At 72.2% G+C, this 20,087-nt stretch carries 14 protein-coding genes; 6 read left to right on the forward strand and 8 right to left on the reverse strand.

What is annotated here, in order from left to right:
• The first annotated feature begins 127 nt into the window (after positions 1 to 127).
• Positions 128 to 5,023, forward strand: a complete 4,896-nt coding sequence (locus tag ADL15_RS03950) for a HEAT repeat domain-containing protein (RefSeq protein WP_157441148.1) — start codon at positions 128 to 130, stop codon at positions 5,021 to 5,023.
• Between the two features lie 1,169 nt (positions 5,024 to 6,192).
• On the forward strand, positions 6,193 to 7,236 hold the full coding sequence (locus ADL15_RS03955; protein WP_198170512.1) for a DUF1707 SHOCT-like domain-containing protein: 1,044 nt from the start codon (positions 6,193 to 6,195) through the stop codon (positions 7,234 to 7,236).
• A gap of 15 nt (positions 7,237 to 7,251) precedes the next feature.
• Here the strand turns inward: ADL15_RS03955 and ADL15_RS03960 are convergent, their stop codons facing one another.
• Positions 7,252 to 7,929, reverse strand: a complete 678-nt coding sequence (locus tag ADL15_RS03960; protein ID WP_067685198.1) for a hypothetical protein — start codon at positions 7,927 to 7,929, stop codon at positions 7,252 to 7,254.
• A gap of 218 nt (positions 7,930 to 8,147) precedes the next feature.
• Between ADL15_RS03960 and ADL15_RS03965 the strand changes: the two genes are divergently transcribed.
• Entirely contained in the window at positions 8,148 to 9,353 is a 1,206-nt protein-coding gene (locus ADL15_RS03965; RefSeq protein ID WP_067685199.1) for a pectate lyase, read from the forward strand.
• 4 nt (positions 9,354 to 9,357) lie between these two features.
• On the opposite strand, the gene ADL15_RS03970 is transcribed toward ADL15_RS03965, so the two are convergent.
• A complete protein-coding gene (locus ADL15_RS03970) occupies positions 9,358 to 9,906 on the reverse strand; it encodes a hypothetical protein (protein ID WP_067685200.1) in 549 nt (182 codons plus the stop codon).
• Between the two features lie 48 nt (positions 9,907 to 9,954).
• On the opposite strand from ADL15_RS03970, the gene ADL15_RS03975 reads away from it, so the two are divergent.
• Positions 9,955 to 10,377: an MmcQ/YjbR family DNA-binding protein gene (locus ADL15_RS03975; protein WP_067685201.1), complete on the forward strand. Its 423-nt coding sequence runs from the start codon at positions 9,955 to 9,957 to the stop codon at positions 10,375 to 10,377.
• On the opposite strand, the gene ADL15_RS03980 is transcribed toward ADL15_RS03975, so the two are convergent.
• Positions 10,352 to 11,731 (reverse strand): FAD-binding oxidoreductase, encoded by a 1,380-nt coding sequence (locus ADL15_RS03980; protein ID WP_067685202.1) that lies wholly within the window; start codon positions 11,729 to 11,731, stop codon positions 10,352 to 10,354. The two genes, ADL15_RS03975 and ADL15_RS03980, sit on opposite strands and share 26 nt — an antisense overlap.
• 27 nt (positions 11,732 to 11,758) lie before the next feature.
• Positions 11,759 to 12,451 (reverse strand): DUF4389 domain-containing protein, encoded by a 693-nt coding sequence (locus tag ADL15_RS03985; protein WP_067685203.1) that lies wholly within the window; start codon positions 12,449 to 12,451, stop codon positions 11,759 to 11,761.
• Between the two features lie 133 nt (positions 12,452 to 12,584).
• Between ADL15_RS03985 and ADL15_RS03990 the strand changes: the two genes are divergently transcribed.
• Both ADL15_RS03990 and ADL15_RS03995 read left to right on the forward strand, forming a co-directional pair.
• Entirely contained in the window at positions 12,585 to 13,337 is a 753-nt protein-coding gene (locus tag ADL15_RS03990) for an SDR family oxidoreductase (protein ID WP_067685204.1), read from the forward strand.
• Between the two features lie 13 nt (positions 13,338 to 13,350).
• Positions 13,351 to 14,049 (forward strand): histidine phosphatase family protein, encoded by a 699-nt coding sequence (locus tag ADL15_RS03995; protein ID WP_067685205.1) that lies wholly within the window; start codon positions 13,351 to 13,353, stop codon positions 14,047 to 14,049.
• A 500-nt stretch (positions 14,050 to 14,549) separates the two neighbouring features.
• On the opposite strand, the gene ADL15_RS04000 is transcribed toward ADL15_RS03995, so the two are convergent.
• From ADL15_RS04000 to ADL15_RS04015, 4 genes are all read right to left on the reverse strand, one after another.
• Positions 14,550 to 16,136, reverse strand: coding sequence for a GMC oxidoreductase (locus ADL15_RS04000; RefSeq protein ID WP_067685206.1), 1,587 nt, complete (start codon positions 16,134 to 16,136; stop codon positions 14,550 to 14,552).
• Positions 16,133 to 17,890 (reverse strand): 3-oxosteroid 1-dehydrogenase, encoded by a 1,758-nt coding sequence (kstD, locus tag ADL15_RS04005; RefSeq protein ID WP_067685207.1) that lies wholly within the window; start codon positions 17,888 to 17,890, stop codon positions 16,133 to 16,135. Before kstD ends, ADL15_RS04000 begins: the two co-directional genes overlap by 4 nt.
• Positions 17,891 to 17,952: 62 nt before the next feature.
• A complete protein-coding gene (locus ADL15_RS04010; protein ID WP_067685208.1) occupies positions 17,953 to 18,987 on the reverse strand; it encodes an LLM class F420-dependent oxidoreductase in 1,035 nt (344 codons plus the stop codon).
• A 1-nt stretch (position 18,988) separates the two neighbouring features.
• Positions 18,989 to 20,077 (reverse strand): Zn-dependent alcohol dehydrogenase, encoded by a 1,089-nt coding sequence (locus ADL15_RS04015; protein ID WP_067685209.1) that lies wholly within the window; start codon positions 20,075 to 20,077, stop codon positions 18,989 to 18,991.
• Between the last annotated feature and the right edge of the window lie 10 nt (positions 20,078 to 20,087).

The following is a 20,087-nucleotide window of genomic DNA, read 5'->3' on the forward strand; positions in this document are numbered from 1 at the left end:
ACGGCCCGGTCCACATCGGGCCACCGCCGGTCGGTGCCCCGGCCCATCCGGCCGGACACACCGTGCCGGCCGAGGGCGCCACTCACTGGCGGGGGTGCGGCGACGGCCCCGGTTAGCATCGGGCCTCATGACGCCAGTGCGGGGACCGGTTCGGGAAGCGGCGCGGCGCGGCGACCTCGATTGGTTCGCCACCCACCTCGGCGTGCGGGACTACACGCTCGCCGTGCTGAGGTTTCTCGTCAGCCAGGACGACCCTCGGCTGCGGCATCTGGGCCTGGACCGCCTCGGCGCGCGGATCGCTCAGCCCCGGGTCGAGGAGTCCGAGTTGGCGGAGTTCGCCAGGCTGCTCCCGGACACTCTTGCCGGGCCGCCGGAGACCGCGCTGGTGCTGGCCGGGCTGTACCAGCGGCTCTGGCGGCACGTCCCGCGGCAGCACCGGCCGCGCTGGCGGGCCGCCGGGCTGCCGGTCGCCGTGCAGATCGCGTGGCTCCGGGCCGAGATCGTCAACGAGCCGGGGGCGGTGTGCTCGGAGCCGGCCGGTGAGCTGCTCTACCAGGCGGTCGCAGGGGTCACCGCCGCAGACGTGGCTCGGCCGGAACAGTTGGTGGGTGAGCTGATCGCCGGCGACGATCCGGTGCTGCGGGGTGCGGCGCTGCGCTTGATCCGCGAGGCGCTGCACAGCGGGTTGCTGGCCCCGGGCCGCGCTCGCGACCACCTCGGCGCGATGCTCGGCACCCCGGACGGAGCGGTGATCGGCACCCCGGACGTCGCGGTGCTCGCGGAGCTCGCCGAGCCGTGGGCCGCGCTCGCGCCGCTCCCCCGGGAGCTCCTGCGGCCGCTGCTCACCGTTCCGTCAGCGGCATCACAGGCCGCGCGGCTCGATGCTGTGGGGGTCGATGCCGCCATCCTGGTCGCGGCTCGGCATGGACACGGTGATTTGCTGCGTGACATCGTCGCGGACCCGGCCCGGCCGCCGCGATCCCGGCAGCACGCCCTGCAGACGCTGGGCGAGCTGGCCGGCCGCGGCGACATCGCCGAGGTCACGGCGATCGCGGCCGGCGATCCGCTGCTGTTCGGCGCGGCGGCGGCCGCCTGCCTGCGGGCGATGCACCGGCGTGGTCTCTTCCCGCGCGGCGAGGAGGCTGCCGCCATCGTGGAGCTGGCGCTCGCCGATCACAGCATCTCCGCGACCGAGGCCGCCACCATCCTGTTCACCTGCCGGCACGAGGCGTTCCGCGCGCTGGTGACCGAGGACGCCGACCATGCGAGCTGGCCGCGGCGGGTGGCGCTGCTGGTCGGCCTGGCCCAGCAGGGCAGCGACGACCTGCCGGTGGGCGACGCCCTCACCGCCGCGCTGTCCGCGACATCACATCCGGAACCGTTCCTGACCGCGATCCGCGCGCTCGGACACCACGCGGCCGAAGCGGCGGTCCTCGACGCGCTGCCGCGGGCACCCGAGGCGGCGCTGAGCGCTCTCGAGGCCATCGGCGGTCCGCGGACCGTGGCGGTGCTGCGGCAGGAACTCGGGCTGATTCCGCCGACCGACGACTCCCAGGCCGCCGCACCCCACGCCGGTCCCGGGCCGTTTCCGCTGTCCGACGACCCCCGGACCGCCGCACCCCCCGCCGGCACATCCGAGGTCGACCGGCCAGAGGCGGGCTCACCGCGGGTGGGCGCGCCTCCGGCTGGTGCGCCCGGGGCCGGGCTCGTGGCGCCCTACCTGCGGCCGGTGCGGCATCGTGCGCTCGCTCTGCTGTGGCATCTCACCGGCGATCCCGCGCGGCGGCACGCGATTCTGGAGCGTCTCAACCCCCGCGACCTGTCACCGGATGTCCGGGCCGACCTCGGCGCCGCCGATCCCCGGGAGCTGGCGGTGCTGAACGCCGACATCGACCCGGACGACCCCGAGCAGGCGCTGCTCCGGCTGGCCCGCAGCGGTGACCCGGCCGTGCTGCCGAGCATCACCGACATCCTGCTGCGGATCGTCGGGGACCTCGCCGGAACCGCCGATGCCGCACCCGCGGACGGCCGGCCCACGAGCGAACCCGTCGTGCCCGATGCGGTCGTGACCGCGATACACACCCTCGGCGCCCGGCTGCACGAACGCCGGAAGCTGCGACCGTTCTACCTGCGGGCGGCGGGCAGCGCCGACGAGGCCGGCCACGCGCTCGTCGCGACGATCGCGCTGGACCTGATCGACCGCACCGACCTGTCCTCCGCCGAGCGGGCGATCCTGCTCGGCCTGCTGCGCCAGGCGCCCTACCCGGGGACCCGGGCCAGGGTGCACCGCCTGCTGCGCCACCACGACCGGCACGTCCGCAAGCAGGTGATCGCGCTGATCGCCGCCGACGCCGAGGCGCTGTCGGCGAGCCTGATCGTGCTGACCACCGCCGGCGACCCGCAGACCGTCCGGCAAGCGCTGCTCGCGCTCGGCCAGGTCCGGGCCCACTGGGCCGCCCCGGCGATCGCAGCGTGCCTGGAGAACCCTTCCATGAACGTCAAGAAGACCGCAGCCACGGCCCTGGTCCGGGCCGGCACGCCCGCGGTGGTGCCCCGGCTGCTGTTCTGGCTGGGCCACCACGACAACCCGGGCCTGCGGGCCGACCTCGTCGCGGCGCTGCGGGCGATTCTCGGCGCCGCGTATGCCGCCACCGTCCTCGCGGCGGCCGAACAGGCCGGCGACGACCGGACCCGCGAACTGTTGCTCGACGGGCTCAGCCGGGAGCTGTCAGCCCGCGCGGTCGACGCCCTCGCCCACCAGGAGTCGCCGATCGCGCCGGTCCTGCTCGCCCAGATCGCCGCGGGCCGGATCGAGCTCGGTTCCGGCGCCATCGAGGACCTGACGGCCACATTGGCGGCACACGGCCTCGCCGCACCGGCCAGCAGCAACCGCCCAGCCGGCGCCGACCCCCTCGACTCTGACATCGATGCCCTGACGCTCGACGGCTGGAACCCGGCAATCGCCCAACAAATCGTGAACCGGCACGACCAACAGGACCGTCGAGACCACCGGGACCGTCGGGACCACAAGGACCGCCCGGCCGAGCAGGTAGGCACGGATCGGCTCGACCGGCTGCGGCCGATGCTCGCCGATTGGCTCGCACTGGCCGACGCTGTCCCGGGCAGCCGGCCAGCGACGTTGCGGTTCATCCTGAGACTCTGCCCGGCTCCCTGGTCGGCCGACGAGCTCGCGACCTTCAGCCGGGCCGCGCACACCCTGGTCAGCGGCCTGTCCGACACCACCGGGCAGGACCGCGACGACCTGATCGAGGTGTTCGAAGCGGTCGCTGCGCACCTGTCCCCCGCCCAGCGACTCGGCCTCATCTCCCGGATCCGCGCACTCGCGCCGGCCGCCGGGCGCCGGTCATCGCTGGTCCTGCTGCGCCGCTACGGCGCGGTCCTGACCCGCACGGACGTCGAGCACGCCCTCGCGGAGGCCCGGCTCGGCCCCGACCCGTGGCTGGCCGAGACCGCCCTGCTGCGCGACGCCTTCGCCGCGACCCGCACTTCCGGTTCCGCTCCTGGTCCCGATCCCGGTCCCGGCGCCGCGGCCTGGCGGCAGGCGCTCGAAGCCGCCGTACGCGGGACAGACACCCTCGACGAGTTCCGCCGAGCCGATGACGGCACGGTCTCCTCCCGGCAGCGCCTGGACACCCTGATCGACGTCTTCCCCGCAGCCGCCCAGGATGCCCGCGCCGCGATGCTGGACTGGATGGAAGCCCTCCAACCCATCGACACACCCCCCTGGACTCTGACCGAGGACGCCCACCGCCCCGTCCCCACCGCCCGCACTCCGTACGACGGCGACCTGGACCAGCCCCGCTCGGCCGCGCAACGCGACCGCCTGCTCGCCCTGCTCGACGCACCCACCCGGAACCAGCGCGACGCCGCGGCCGCGACGCTGCGCGACTGGCCCGAACCGGAGACCACCCGCACCGTGCTCCGCGCGTTCCTGCACGGACGCGTCGATCTGGCGATCACCCCCGCCCTCGCCCGCGCCCTGACCACCCTCGACGAGGCCGAGCTGCGGTCCGGCGGCGACGCCGTTCACGAACGGGCAGCCCGCGTGGCACGGCACCTCGCTCCGGCCGACCGGCAGCACCTGATCCCGCTGCTGCTGGACTGGTGGGAAAACGGCGGACCCGCCACCCGAACGTCAGCCGGACACGTGCTGCGCGCGTCGCCCGACCTGACCGCGGCAAGCCTGCGCGGCCGCCTCGACGCCGGAGCCTGGGGCTTCCTCGACCTGATCGTCGGCCAGCCCCTGCTGCGCACCCCGGAACTGTCCGATACCGATCGGCGGCTGTGCGCCGCGGGACGCGCCGACCTCGCCGACCGGCTCCTCCTGGTGGACGGCCCGCTCCGCGACCCGGACGCCGCCGCCCGCGATGCCGCCGCCCTGGCGGCCCTCCGCGAGCGCCGGCAGCCCCCGACCGGCCCCGCCACCCGTCGGCCGACCCGACCCGAGCTGATCACCACGATCCGGACCGGTCATCCCGAACAGATCCGTCGCGCGCTCACCCAGCTGGCCGACGCCGACCCAACCACTGGCCCCCGCCCCGGGACCAAAGCTGCCCCGGGCACCGGCCACCACCACGACACCACGGCTCATCCAGGCACCGGCCAGGACCCCGAAATCACCGACCTGCTGGCCGAGTTGCTCCACCATCCCCACGCCCGGGTCCGGCTGCACGCCCACCGCCTCGGTCGCCGGCTGCTGAGCCGCTCCACCTACCTGAGCCACACCATGATCCTGCTCGATGACCCCGAACCCGCCGTGGTCCGCTCCGCGATCAGCACCCTCAGTCACCCCGCCCACCAGCCCGCGATCCCCGCCATCGTCGGCCTGCTCGCCCACCAGCACGCCATCGTCCGCCGGGCCGCCACCGACGCCCTGCTCCGCACCGGTCCACCGGCACTCGGCGCCCTGACCTACGCGGCGAGCCACGCCCGCCCGGACCGACGGCACCTCTACCACACGATCCTCGACCGGATCACCGAAGCGGAGACCTCTGCCACCTGAAGATGCGGCCCGCAACCGCGGCGCGGGCCGGGAGCACGGCCCGGGGCCCGAACCCGCGGCTCGGGCCGGAGGCGGCCCGGAACCGCAGCGCGGCCCGGGGGCCCGAAACCGCGGCGCGGGCCGGGGCACGGCCCGGGGGCCTGGAACCGCGGCGCGGCCCGGGGGCCCGAAACCGCGGCGCGGCCCGGGGGCCCGAAACCGCGGCGCGGGCCAGGGGCCCGAAACCGCGGCGCGGGCCAGGGACGCGGCCCGGGGGCGCAGCCGCCGCGGCACTCACGTCGGCAGAGGCCGGTCCGCTCGACCGTCGGGTGGGCGGTGCGGGTACGCGATGCCCGTTCGCGTGCGCATACAGCCCCCCGGTGGGCGGCAGACGTCCGCACAACAGGAACGTGTACTGCTACCGCCCCGAGCCCCGTCGCCCGCGGGCCCCGACGCCCGTTGCCCACCACCAACCGGACCACCCTGCGGCGACGCGACACCAGCAGGTTCTCCCCGTGGCGTCAGGTGCATCCCGGCGCCAGTCGGTTTGCCAGGCGGCTGGGCCGCGGCTCGCGACGCCGCAATGACTGCTCGCCGGGTCGCGCCGGCGAGCACCCGTGGTGGTTCAACCGGTCAGACCCGGCTCGACCAACCCGGCTGGGCCTGACGGCCGCCAAACCGGACACAAACCGGCCACCAGAGCCAGCCGAGATCACCCAGCTGGGCCTGACGGCCGCCAAACCGGACACAAACCGGAGCCAGCCGAGATCACCCAGCTGGGCCTGACGGCCGCCAAACCGGACACAAACCGGCCGCCAGAGCCAGCCGGGATCGCTCAGCTGGGCCTGACGGCCGTTTTGAGGGCCTTGATAACGGCCGTGGCAACCAGCCGGGGACGCAACGTGCGCTGCTGTCGGCACCACCAAAAATACTGTCGCCACGGCAAAGATGCTGTCGCCACGGCACAGCGGACCATCTCATGGTCACCGACCTGCCATTGGCGCGCGCCGCCCCCACCGTGCTCCGCCTGAACCGCCGCGGCGCCCCGGGATCCGCGGGTGTGCGTCGTGCTCGAGAGCGGGCGCTGGGCACCAGAACGTGTGGAGCGAACCACGTGGCCTCAAGTTCGGGCCCGGCCCGCCGATACCAGCGAGGTCCAGTGCCCGGGTGGTGACGAGTGAGGCGTGGTCGTGACAGGTCAACGGGTGCGCGCCAGCAACGTGCAACGAGAGCAGGCCGTCGAGGAGCTCAACCGGGCACTCGGCGAGGGACGGGTCAGCCTGGCCGAGTTCGAGCAGCGCTCCGCGGCGGCCAGCTTCACGGTCTGGGCCGATCAGCTCGCGACCTTCACGGCGGATCTCCCCGGCCGCGCGACCTACGAGCAGCGGGCGCACGTCGTCGAGCGGCTGGGCGAGGCCGCCGCTCAGGGATATCTCCAGTTCCCGGAGTTCGAGGAACGTGCTGTGGCGGTGAACCAGACCGTCTGGGCTGCCGACCTGTCCCGGTTCGCCGTCGACCTGCCGCCGGCCTTCCGGACCGTCCCGCAACTGGCGGCGACCGCCCCGGCCGTCCTGCACAAGCTCTCCGGCTTCGGCGCCGTGAAGATCGCTCAGCGGAATCCGGCCAAGACCGCAGCCTTCGCCGCGATCCTCGTCGTGATCGCCGGCGCCGGGGTGGTGGCGTGGGGCGCGCGATCCAAACCTGGCGAGCCAAGCGCGGCCGTCGAGGCGGTCGCGGCCGCAACCGCAACCGCCGAGTACACGCCCCACCCGGCCATCCCGGCAGCGACGACGCGGATCCCGACGAAGAAGGCGACGGCGACGCAGATCCCGACGACAACGGTGGCGACGCCGGAGATAACGATCGAGTGCAACGTCGGCCGTTCCGATGACAAAGTGACGTACACGTCGCTCGAAGACGCCTGGGCGGAGAACAGCGGGACCTACTTCTGTGAGGCCCAGGTCCCGGACTCGCACCGGCTGACCGGGGCGGAGAAGAAGGCTGTCGTCATCGACCAGCGCATCGGCAACGGCGACAGCATCATCGACTCCCTCGGCGTGCTCCTCTCGTTCTGTGCCGACACCGTGAAATACGAGGTCACCGACGAGGAGACCCGGCCGGCCACGGTCCGGGACTTCGAGCAGTTCGGTGACGAACGGCTGGCCGCGATGTATCAGCTCTGCCCGGCCGCGCCCACCGCGAAGCTGATGCGCGAGGTCATCTACTCCCGCTGACCGCCGATTCAAAGATCAATACATTTGGTACGTGTAAGCAGTCTCCAACGTGAGCACGTTCCCCGTCGCCGACGGCAGCCCGAACCGCGCGTCGACCCGGTGCGCACGCGGGCCGCACCCGCTGGACGCCGGCACCGTGAACGCGGTGTCCTGCAGGGTGAACTGCTTGATCGGCGGGTCGGTCGGGATCGTGGTGGTGGCACCGACCCGAGCGGCATGTGTCCGGATCGGATCGGCCACGGTGCCGATCGTGCAGTGCTCGCCCAGCCCCGGGCCGCGCACCGTGAGCATCAGGTACAGCCCGCCCGGGTCCGGCCCGTTCCCGACCAGGTCGGCGTACCCGGCGTAGCGCACCTGCACCGTCATCCGGCCACCCGGCACCGCCGTCGGGCGCGACTGGAGCCCGCCGAAGATCTGGCCGGTGGTGCCGTCGGGGCGCGGTCCCTCGGCGTGCACCAGGCGCATCGGGATGCCGGTGAGCCGCTGCCGCCCGACGGTGATCGCGCCGGTGGCCAGGTGCACCTCGCAGCGCCAGCCGGTCGGGTCGATGCCGGACGGCAGGAGCGGGCAGTCGCTGTAGTCGTACGAAAGCGGATCGGTCGGATCCGGCGCGGTCTGGGCGGAGGCCGGAGCGGCCAGGGCCACCGTGGCGACGGTGACCACGGCGGCGCTCAGCGTACGAAGGAATCTCATGCGGCCGAGTCTCGCCGCAACCCGCGGCCATCGAATCGGGCCTATCCCCTAGGCCTACCCTGAGAAAAACGCGAGTCGCGTTCAACTTCCTGCAAACTTTGCAACTCCTTGTTATTGCATCGACGTTTCCCTATGGTCACAGGAAAGCGCTTTCCCGCCGACGGCCGCGGCGCGGAGCACCCCGGAGCGCACCCCCTGAAGACGACGGTGAGGCACCGATGAAACGATCTCTCGCTCTACGGTGGACAGCTGGCGCGGCCACCGCGATCACGAGCGCCGCCATCGCGCTGATGCTGCCGATGAGCCCCGCGCAGGCCGCGGACAACCTGAGCCTGAGCGCCGGCGCGGACGGCTCCAGCAAGGCCAGCGGCACCAGCTACGGCAACGTCAAGGACGGCAACACCAGCACCTACTGGGCGCCGACCAGCGCGACCGGCTCCGTCTCGGTCAAGTGGACGAGCGCCACGACGGTGTCCTCGGCCGTGATCAAACAGGCCTCGGGCGGCGGCACGATCAGCGCCTGGCGGGTGCTCAACGCCGACTCGGGATCCGTGCTGACCAGCGGCAGCGGCAGCCCGAGCACGATCAGCTTCACCTCGACCGCGCTGAAGAAGCTCACCTTCGAGATCACCAGCGCGTCCGCGGCGCCGCGGATCGCCGAGTTCGAGACGTACAACGGCGGTGGCACCACCCCGACCACCAGCCCCACCGCGAGCCCGACGACCAGCCCGACCAGCGGCACCGGCACGCCGACCGGCGCGTGGCCGAGCTCGGCCGGTTCGGTGAGCGTCTCCGGCACCATCTCGGTGTCCGGGACGTTCGACGGCGGGATGAAGACGTACTGCTGCATCGGTGACGGCTCGCAGAGCGAGTCGCAGGACCCGATGTTCTCGATCGCCAACGGCGGCACCCTGCAGAACGTCATCATCGGCTCCCCGGCCGGCGACGGCGTGCACTGCGAGGGCACCTGCACGATCAAGAACGTGTGGTGGAACGACATCGGCGAGGACGCCGCGACGTTCAAGGGCACCGGCGGCGGCACCAGCTACGTCATCGGCGGCGGCGCGCGCTCCGGCAGCGACAAGACCTTCCAGCACAACGGCAACGGCACGGTCAGCATCTCCGGCTTCTACCTCAGCGGCTCCGGCAAGCTCTACCGTGGCTGCGGCAACTGCACCAACTCCTACCAGCGCAACGTCAAGATCGACAACGTGCTGCTGAACGACATCGACATGGTCGCCGGGATCAACAGCAACTGGGGTGACGTCGCCACCATCACCCGCGTGACGATCAGCAACAGCTCCAGCGTCGTGGTCTGCGGCAAGTACAAGGGCGTCGCCAAGGGCAGCGAGCCGACCTACCTCGGCGAGGGCTGGAACGACACCAACTGCAAGGTCACCCAGAGCGACATCACGTACAAATAGCCCTTCAGACCTTCGTGCAGGTCTGAGCCACCTGATCGCGCCACTCCCCGAGGTCAACCGCGATCCGCCGCCGGTGGTCACCGTCCGTGGTGACCACCTCGGCGGTCGCCGGCGCGGTCCCGGCCAGCGCGGTGTCCTCGCAGTCGATGCCACCGTAGTTCGTGCTGATCGTCCCCTGACCCGGCGCGATCAGCTTGTCGACCGGCATCCAGTCGTCGGTCCCCATCCCGAACGCCGTGACGCTGATCGCGGCCAGCCGCACCGGCGCCGGACCCGTGTTCACCACGGTGAGATGCAGGACGGCGGCCACCCGGCGGCTGGCCTGGGCGCCGATCTCGTAGCGCATGGGCGGCAACAGGCTGAGATCGGCAAGCACCGCGACCTGGACCGTCGACCGGTTGCGCTGCTGCTGCCACCGGTCGGTGGCGAAACCGCCCAGCCCGGCCGCGACCAGCATCAGCGCCGCGGCCGCGGCGATCCGCCGCCAGCGGCGGGGCTCCCGGCGGGCCGTCTCCGGCACCGGCGGCGGCTGGTCCAGGTCGATCAGCGTCATGCTCTCCCCATCGGGTCGAGGGCGATTCACTATCGTACGGTGGACCGCATGTCCGGACCTGGAGACGTGCCCCCGGAGATCCTCGATCGGCTGCGGCCGATCTGCCGGCAGCTGCCCGAGACGTATGAGGAACCGGCCTGGATCGGCGTCCGCTGGCGGATCCGCGCCCGGACCGTCGCCCACGTCTACACCCCGGACGTGGAGCGTTTCCCGGTCTACGCCGAGCACGCGACCGGCGGCGAGGCGCCGACCGTGATGACGTTCCGGGTGCCGCTCGAGGACCTGCTCGGCCTGACCGCGAGCGGCTTCCCGTTCTTCCGCGCCCCCTGGGGCCACAACGTCGGCGCGGTCGTTCTCGGTCAGCACACCGACTGGACCGAGATCGCCGAACTACTCACCGACAGCTACTGCGAACTGGCCCCGAAATTCCTGGTCACCCGGCTGCTCAACCGACCACCTTGCCCGGGTTGAACAGGTTCAACGGGTCCAGCGTCTGCTTGACCGCGACCTGCATCGCCAGCACCCCGGCCGACAGCTCCTGCCGCATCCCGGCGCGTTTCAGCAGGCCGACGCCGTGCTCGCCGGTCACCGTGCCGCCCATCGCGATCGCCGCGGTCAGGATCTCCTCGAACGCCGCCTGCGCCGCCTGCCGCGCGCTGTCGTCACCGGCCGGCGCCAGGATCAGCGGGTGCAGGTTGCCGTCGCCGGCGTGGGCGATGGTCGCGATCGTGATGCCGTTCCGGTCCGCGATCCTCTCGATCGAGGAGAGCATTTCCGGTACGCGTGAGCGCGGCACACACACGTCCTCGGTCAGCACCGGCCCCAACCGCTCCAGCGCCGGATACGCCAGTCGCCGCGCCGCGAACAGCGCTTCCGCCTCGACCTCGTCGGTGGACTGCTCGGACCAGAGCGCGCCGGCCGTACGGAAGACGTCCGCGACCGCCGTCGCCTCCTCGTCCCCCGCCAACCCGGGGGTGTCGAGCTGGGCCAGCAGCAGCGCGGCCGCGTCGTCCGCCAGGCCCAGGTGTTTCCAGTCCTCGACGGCGCGCAGGCAGGTGCGGTCGAGCAGCTCGAGCGCGGCGGGCAGCAGGCCGGCCCGGGTGATCGCGGCGACCGCCTCCCCCGCCGCGACCACGCTGCCGAACGCGCCGACCACGGTGCGCGGCGCTTCCCGGCGGGCCGGGCGCAGCCGCAGGGTGACCTCGGTGATCACGCCGAACGTGCCCTCCGAGCCGGTGAACAGGCCGGCCAGGTCGTAGCCGCTGACGCCCTTGGTGGTGCGCCGGCCGAGCCGGACCGCGGTGCCGTACTCGCCGGCCGGGCCACCGACCACGGCCTCCAAACCGAGCACGTAGTCGCGGGTCACGCCGTACTTCAGGCAGCACAGCCCACCGGCGTTGGTGGACACGTTGCCGCCGATGGTGGACCAGGGTGCGCTGGCCGGGTCGGGTGGATACCACAGCCCGTGTGCGGCGACCGCGGCCTTCAGGTCGTCGTTGACCACGCCGGGCTGAACGGTCGCGGTCATGTTCTCCGCGTCGATCTCGACGATCCGGTTCATCCGCGACAGGTCGAGGATCATCGCGCCGTCGACTGCGTTCGCGCCGCCGGACAGGCCGGTGCCGGCACCCCGTGGCACGATCGGGATCCGCCGGGCGGCACAGGCCGCGACGACCCGCCGTACCTCAGCGGTGTTCGTCGGACGCACCGCGGCGAGCGCCGTGCCGTAGGGCGCCCACTCCGCGTCGTCGTGGCTGAGCCCGGCCAGCACATCCGGGTCCACGATCAGGTCGAGGCCGGCCGGCAGGTCAAGATCCAGTCGCATGACCTCGACCCTACGCGCGGCAGTGGGCTACCCGGCCGGGGCGACGGCGGCGGTGGCCGGGTCGGTGCCGCCGGCGTCGAGGCGGAACGGCGGGTAGGCGTCGGTCATCAGCGCGGTGTAGGCGGCGACCCGCAGCACCCAGCGGTTCAGCCCGAGGATGAAGTCGTAGAGGCCGGCCGGGTAGGTCCCGGTGACGGCCAGGATGATCGCGGCGATCAGCACCAGCAGGCCGATCAGGCCACCACCGGTCCAGCTGTAGCTGGCGGTGTCGGAGTTCGCGGCGAACCCGGCGCCGCCACCGGCCAGGAATCCCACGATGATCAGGTGCGGCAGCGCCAGCAGCCACCACTTCACCAGGACCAGGCCGCGGGAGAGCCGCTCCGGGTACGGCACGTACAGCCGGGCCGGGTAGTCCACCACGTCGGCCAGGGTGAACGGTGGGTACCGGTCGGTGCCCAGCGCGCTGTACGCGTAGTAGCTCACCCGCCAGCCCCAGCGCAGCACGCCGAGGTTGAAGTCGAAGATCCCCCGCGGGTACCGGCCGGTGAACAGGATCGCGAAGAACGCGACGACGGACAGCAGCAGGAAGGCGATCCACAGGAAGACCAGCACGACGTAGTGCGGGATGGCCAGCAGCCACTTCACCAGCCACAGCCAGCGGGACAGGCCCGGATCCAGCCGCGTGTCGACGCGTACCGGGTAGGCGACGGGTGCGGTCACGACGGCGTGCCTCCGTCCATCGATGGGCGTTTCTTCACGCAGGACATCACGCACCGGGGAGGGCGCACGGGGAATGTCCGAGATTCGACAACCCGTGACCGGTGCGGAGCGTCGCGTGCCCTACCGTGTGCGCATGGATCAACCTCCCGTGGTGCTGATCACCGGCGCGAGCGCGGGCCTGGGCGAGGAGATGGCCCGGCAGTTCGCGGCGCTGGGGTACGACCTCGCGCTCTGCGCCCGCCGCACCGATCGCCTGGAGGCGTTGCGCGAGCGGATCGTCGCGGAGCATCCCGGGCGCCGGGTCAGCGTCCGGGCGCTGGACGTCACCGACGACGCGGCCGTGTTCGCGGTGTTCCAGCAGTTCGCCGACGAGTGGGGCCGGATCGACCGGGTGATCGTCAACGCCGGGCTGGGCAAGGGCGCGCCGCTGGGCACCGGCCGGTTCGACGCGAACCGGGCGACCGCGATGGTCAACTTCGTGGGCGCGCTGGCCCAGACGGAGGCGGCCCTGCAGATCTTCCGCGCCCAGGGCCACGGTCACCTGGTGCTGATCTCGTCGATGTCGGCGCTGCGCGGCATGCGCCGGTCGATGACCACCTATGCGGCGACCAAGGCCGGGGTGGCGGCGATCGCCGAGGGGGTGCGCTCCGAACGCATTCCCGGCGTGGACGTGTCGGTCATCTATCCGGGTTACATCCGCTCGGAGATGAACGAGCACGTCACCCAGAAGACGAGGTTCATCGTGGACACGCCGGTCGGGGTGCGGGCGATGGTCACGGCGATCGAGAAACGCAAGGTCAAAGCGTATGTCCCGGCGTGGCCGTGGCTGCCGATCGGCGCGGCGTTGCGGGTGCTGCCGCTTTCCATCGTACGAAAAATGGTCTGAGAGGAACCGTGACATGGCCCGCCTTCTGCTGATCAGACACGGTCAGGCGTCCTTCGGCGCGGACGACTACGACGCGCTCTCCGATCTCGGCCACGAGCAGGCCCGGGTGCTCGGTCGTGCCCTGGCGGCCCGCGGCGTCAAGCCCGGCCTGGTGGTGCGCGGCACCATGCGCCGCCACGACGAGACCCTGGCCGGGCTGCTGGAGAGCCTCGGCGCGCCGGAGTCGCAGGTCGACGCGGGCTGGAACGAGTTCGACTTCCAGCACGTCGTCGAGATCCACCGCCCGCTCTACCGCGACCGCACCGCCATGATGACCGAGATCAACCGCACCGAGCACCCGGGCCGCGCCTTCCAGGAGGTCTTCGACGCCGCCACGCTGCGCTGGTCCTCCGGCTCCTACGACACCGAGTACGCGGAGTCGTTCACGTCCTTCCGCGACCGGGTGGCCGCCGCGCTGGCCCGCACCCGCGACCAGCTGCGCCAGCACCGCGACGTGGTCGTGGTGAGCTCGGGCGGCCCGATCGCGATGGCCGCCGCCCTGCTGACGCTGGGCCCGGACGCACCGCCGGCCCCGCTGTGGGCGTCCCTGAACCGGGTGTCGGTCAACACCGGCGTCACCAAGGTCATCGCCGGCAGCCGAGGCCTCTCCCTGTCGACTTTCAACGAACACACCCACGTGGAGACGGACGCCCGTCTGCTCACCTACCGCTAGGCCGCCATCCCTCGCGTCCGCCCCGGGGGTGTCTGCCAGGCCCGATGACCGGCCGCCCGCCGCCCCATGGGATGACGGAGTGCATGCGTCTGCCGCCCGCCGGGGGCGGTGAGGTTTCGCAATGCCAGACCGCGTGCGTCTGCCGCCCACCCGCGGGCGCCAAACGCACGCAGAACCCGACCGCGGACCGCCACCGCCCCCGTGCTGGCCCACCGCGGACTTCCGCCGCCCCACCTGCACCGATCGCGGACTCCTAGCGCCCCAAGGACACCCAGCGCGGCACCCTGCAGCCCCTTCGGCGTTGATCACCCACTTCAAGGCGGCGGGCCGGCACGGTGCGGTTCGGCTCCGGTCGACGCGACGATGCTGCTTTCCCCCGTACCAAAAATGGTCTTTTCGAAGAGCGGTTTGGGTAGAAGATGGCTCTCTGGTTCTCCGTGAAGGCGGCCTGAGCGCGTCGAACCCATTCGACGACGCGTATGGGGCCTCGGCGTTGGAGATCAGCCCACATCCTCCGCGATGATTTTCTCGATGTTGCGTTCGGCGAGGGCGGTGATCGTGACGAACGGGTTGACGCCGGTGCTGCCCGGGATCAGTGAACCGTCCATCACATACAGCCCCGGATAGCCGGGCAGCCGCCCGTAGTCGTCGGTGGCCTGACCGAGCACGCAGCCGCCGAGCGGGTGATAGGTGAAGTCGTCGCCCCACACCTTGTTCGTGCCGAACAGGTCGCTGCGGTAGACGGTGGCCTGGGCCTTGTTGATGGTGTCGAAGACACGTTTCGCCGCAGCGATCGCCGGCTGGTTCTGCGCGGTCTGCCAGCTCAGCTCGACCTGCCCGGTCGCGGCGTTGTAGGCGAACCGCGCCCGGTTGGGGTTCTTCGTGATGGCCAGGTAGAGGCTGATCCACAGCTCGGTACCGGCCGGGAACGGCGCGATCTCGGCGAAGACCGGCCCGGCCGGGTCGGCCCAGTTGTCGATCCCCACGGCCGGCATCCCGGACTCCAGGGCGCCGGTGGTGTTCCACAGGTGCTGGGCCCGGGCGACCATCACGTTGCCGTTGTTGCCCCAGCCCTGCCCGACCGCGGCCGGCAGGTTCGGCAGTCTGCCCTGCGCGCGCATCGCGACCAGCAGCTTGCTGGTGCCGACACTGCCGGCCGCGAAGAACACCCGGTCGGCCCGGACGGTCTTGGTGGCGACCGTCGCGCCCACCGTGTCGATCTGGTTCATCGTCACGGCGTAGCCGCCCGCGCTGTGCGGGGCGACGGCGGTGACCACGTGCTGGGCGGTGATCGACAGGCGCCCGGTGGCGGCCGCCGCGGCCAGATAGGTCTTGTCCAGCGACCGTTTGCCGTGGTTGTTGCCGTAGATGACCTCGCTGGCCAGCGCCGACCGGGTCACCGTTCCGGCCTGCTCCTGCTTCATGTAGCCGAAGTCGTACACGTTGTCGAGGAACCTGGTGGCGTAGCCGGACGCGGTGGCCTGGTCGCGGCTGACCCGCGCGTACCGGTAGCAGTCCGCGGTCGTGAACCAGGCGGTGTCGATGGCGTTGACGCCGAGCGCGGCCGTGGCGCGCGGGAAGTACGTGGCGTACATCGCGGCGGCGTCGACCGTCGGCAGGATCTCGGTGAAGTAGTCCCGCCGGGGCACCACGGCCATGCCGCCGTTGACCAGCGAGCCGCCGCCGACGCCCCGGCCCTGGTAGACCCGGATACCGGCGAACTTCTCCGAGTCGAGCACCCCGGTGTACTTCGAGATCGACTTGTTGGCGCTGACACCGAGGAAGTAGCCGACCGGCTGGTCGGTGGTGGTGCGCAGCCAGTACGAGCGCTGGTCCGGGTTCAGCACGTCGCAGAAGATCTTGCCGTCCGTGCCGGGACTGGTCCATGCCATGCCCATCTCGACCATGGCGGTGCTGACACCGGCCTGGGTCAGCCGTAACGCGGTGACCGCTCCGCCGTAGCCGCTGCCGATGACCAGCGCGGCAACGTGATCGCCGGCGGCGAGAACGGCGGACGCCTTGGCGAGCAGGGTCGCGGCCGGGACGCCGAGGGCGGCGGCGCGCAAGAGGGTACGACGGCTGGTCACGTCAGGTCTCCCGCCATCTCGCCGGCCGCGATGTAGCCGAACGTCATCGCGGGCCCGATCGTGGAGCCGGCGCCCGCGTAGCTGTGCCCCATCACCGCGGCACTGGAGTTGCCGGCCGCGTACAGCCCGGGGATGACCGAGCCGTCCGCGCGCACCACCCGGGCGCGCGGGTCGGTGCGCAGGCCGCCCTTGGTGCCCAGGTCACCGGGCACGAGCTTGCAGGCGTAGAACGGCGGCAGCAGCAGCGGCGCGAGGCAGGAGTTCGGGACGACGGCCGGGTCGGTGTAGTAGTGGTCGTAGGCGCTGTCGCCGCGGTGGAAGTCGGTGTCGCGGCCGGTCCAGGCGAACCCGTTGAACCGGGCGACGGTCGCCGCCAGCGCCGCCGCCGGCACGCCGATCCTGGTGGCCAGCCCGCCGAGGGTCAGGTCCTTGACCACCGCCCCGGAGGAGTACCACGCGTCGGGGAACGGCAGCGCCGGCGCGACGTCACGGAACAGATACCGGTTGCGGTAGTTCTGGTCGAAGATCAGCCACGACGGGATGTCCGGGACCACGCCGTTCTTGTCGTACATGACGTGCACGACGTCGCTGTACGGCGCGGCCTCGTTGACGAACCGTTTCCCGGCACTGTTGACGATCAGGCTGCCCGGCAGCGTCCGCTCGGCCAGGCAGAAATACGGCTCGCCGGGCAGCGGGATGGCCGGGCCCCACCACGAGTCGTCGAGGAAGTCGGTGGCCGCGCCCGCGCCCAGCCCGGCCCGGATGCCGTCGCCGGTGTTCTCCCTGGCACCCACCGTCCAGTCGACACCGATCGGCTGCCGCTGGTAGGTCAGGCGCATCGCGAGGTTGCGCTCGAAGCCGCCGGCCGCCACCAGCACGCCTCGGGTGGCGGTGATGACGGTCTCGACGCCGGCACGGGTGACCACGACCCCGGTGACCCGGCCGGTCGCGTCCTGCTGCAGACCGGTCAGCGGCGTGTTCAGCCAGACCGGCACGCCCGCGGCGGCCAGCCCGGCGCGCAGGGCGCCGGCGAGCGCCTGCCCCATGGTCAACGGCGTCTTCCCGGCGAGCACGGCCGCGGTGTAGCGGGCGACGCACTCGGCCGCGACGGCCGTACCCCGGGCATTGACCAGCGACAGGTTGAGCCATTTGTAGTCGGCGCTGAACACGCTCAGGCCGTCGGGGGTCGGCAGGTAGGCCGGGTTGAGGTTGGCCAGCTCCGCGCCGAGCAGTTTGCCGTCGAACAGGTCCGGCTCGATCGAGCGGCCCCGCGCGATGCCGCCGGGCAGCTCGGGGTAGTAGTCGCTGTAGCCGTCCATGTAGCGGAACCGCAGCGGGCTCTTCGCCATCACGAACGAGATCATCGGCGGCCCGTTGTCGAGGAACGCCCGCTGTTTGGCGGTCGGCACGTCACCGCCCACGACCGCGGAGAGGTAGCTGGCCGCTCTGGCCGGGGTGTCCGGCACGCCGGCCGCGAGAATGACCTGGTTGTTGGGGATCCAGATGCCGGCGCCGGACCGGGCCGCCGAACCGCCGAAGGTCGGCGCCTTCTCCACGACCACGACGCGGAGACCGAGGGCGGCGACGCGCAAGGCCGCTGTCATCCCGGCCGCTCCGCAGCCGACAACCACGACATCGTACGCAACAGCAGCGGCCCTGGCCGGAGTGCCGAGCGCGGCCGGACCGGCGACCAGGCCGGTCCCGAGGGTGGCGGCGCCGGCCAGAACCTGGCGCCGACTGAGGGTGGCAGACATGAGAGCTCCTCGAATGTTGGAGCTATAACGCGTTCTACTATCAGGCCACCCGAGCCTTGATGTCAAAGGGATGCGTCTATGAGAACACGTTTCAGTTCTCCGACCTCCGCGACCCGTTGCGCCCGGGTGACCGCCAGCGGGGAGACCAGCAGCGTGGTCACTCCCGCGGCGGCCAGCTCGGCCACCCGCTCCCCCAGCTCGTCCGGTCGCCCGACCAGAGCGGTCGCGTGCACGAGCTTGTCGGGCACGGCCGCGGCCGCCTCGGCTCGTCGTCCGCTCAGGAACAGGTCCTGGATCGTCGCGGCCTGTTCCGCGTAGCCGTACCGGCGGACCAGGTCGTTGGAGAAGTTCCGGCCGCGGGCGCCCATCCCGCCGATGTAGAGCGCGAGCTGCGCGCGATGCCGGGCCAGCAGGGTTTCCGTCGGGTCAGCCACCGCGAACGGCAGCGGGACCATGATGTCGAGCGGGCCGAGCGCCGGGTCACGGCGCGCCCGGCCCTCGGCCAGCGCCGGGCCGAACACCTCCGGCGCCGCCAGCGGGTCGAGGAAGAGCGCCTGCCAGCCGTCGGCGATCTCGGCGGCGAGGGCGACGTTGCGCGGCCCCATCGCGGCCAGCAGGATCGGGATGCGGTCGCGGACCGGCCGGTTGATCAGCTTGAGCGGCTTGCCGGCCAGCGGCAGACGGTAGTGCTCGCCCTCGTGCACCAGGGTCTCCCGGCGCCACACCTTCCGGCAGATCTGCACCACCTCGCGGGTCCGGGCCAGCGGCGCGTCGTAGGTGACCCCGTGGAAACCCTCGATGACCTGCGGGCCGGAGGCGCCCAGGCCGAGCGAGAACCGCCCGCCGGACACGTAGTCGAGCCCGGCCGCGGTCATCGCGGTCAGCGTCGGCGTGCGGGTGTAGAGCTGCATGACCCCGGAGGCGAGCTGCATCCGGGTGGTGCGGGCCGCGAGATAGCCGAGCTGGCTGACCGCGTCGAAGCTGTACGCCTCCGGCACCACCACGAGATCGGCGCCGGCCGCCTCGAACTCGGCGACCTCCTCGGCCGACTGCGCGAAACCCTGCCCGCTGTAGCCCAGCTGGATGCCCAGCCGCACGTCAGGCGTCCGCGTCGTGGACGATCACCTGGCGGATCACGTCGCCGCGCCCGAGTGCGGCGAGCGCGTCGTCGACCTGCTCGAGGCGGATCCGCTGCGTGATCATCCCCTCGAGGTCGAGCCGGCCCGCTCGCCACAGCGCGATCAGCCTGGGGAAGTCGCGTCGGGGGCTTGCCGACCCGTACAAGGAAGGGATGATCTTCTTTCCCTCGAAGAGCAATTCGAACGGGTTGAACTCGACGCGGTGCTCGGCACGGCCGGCGCCGACCACGACGACCGTGCCACCCCGGCGGGCCGCACCCCACGCCGCGCGCAAGGTCTGCGGAAGGGCGACCACATCGAACGCGTGGTCGAAGCCCTCGCCCCCGGTGATCTCGGTGACCAGGTCGCTGAGCCGGTCGGGGGTGACCGCGTGGGTGGCGCCGAAGCGGCGGGCCACGTCGAGCTTGGCCGGCACGGTGTCGACGGCCGCGATGAGCGTGGCGCCGGAGAGCCGGGCGCCCTGGACCGCGGCGATGCCGACCCCGCCGCAGCCGATGATCACGACGGTGTCACCCGGCCGGACCTGCGCGGTGTTGACGACCGCGCCCACCCCGGTCATCACGCCGCAGCCGACCAGCGCGGCCACCTCGTAGGGCACGTCGGCCTCGATCGGCACGGCGCCGATCCGCGGCACCACCATCTCCTCGGCGAACGCGCCGCAGCCGGCCATCCCGAAGATCGGCAGGTCGCCCACCAGGAAACGGGGCATCGCATAACCGGTCATCACGTGGGTCATGCACAGGAACGGCTCGTCGCGCCGGCACTCGGCGCAGCTGCCGCAGGCGGGCAGCCAGTTCACGATCACCCGGTCGCCGGGCGCCAGGTCGTCGACACCGGGACCGGTCTCGAGCACGTCGCCGGCCGCCTCGTGGCCGAGCACGGCCGGGACCGGCTGGGGCAGGCCGCCGTCGCGGGCGGACTGGTCGGAGTGGCAGACGCCGGCCGCGCGCACCCGGATACGGATCTCACCCGGGCCCGGCCCGAGCACTGCCACATCGTCGCGGATCTCGAACTTCTCGCCCAGATCGTGCAAGATCGCAGCCCGCACCTCGCCACCT

It is taken from the genome of Actinoplanes awajinensis subsp. mycoplanecinus (assembly GCF_001509495.1).
Lineage (GTDB): Bacteria > Actinomycetota > Actinomycetes > Mycobacteriales > Micromonosporaceae > Actinoplanes > Actinoplanes palleronii.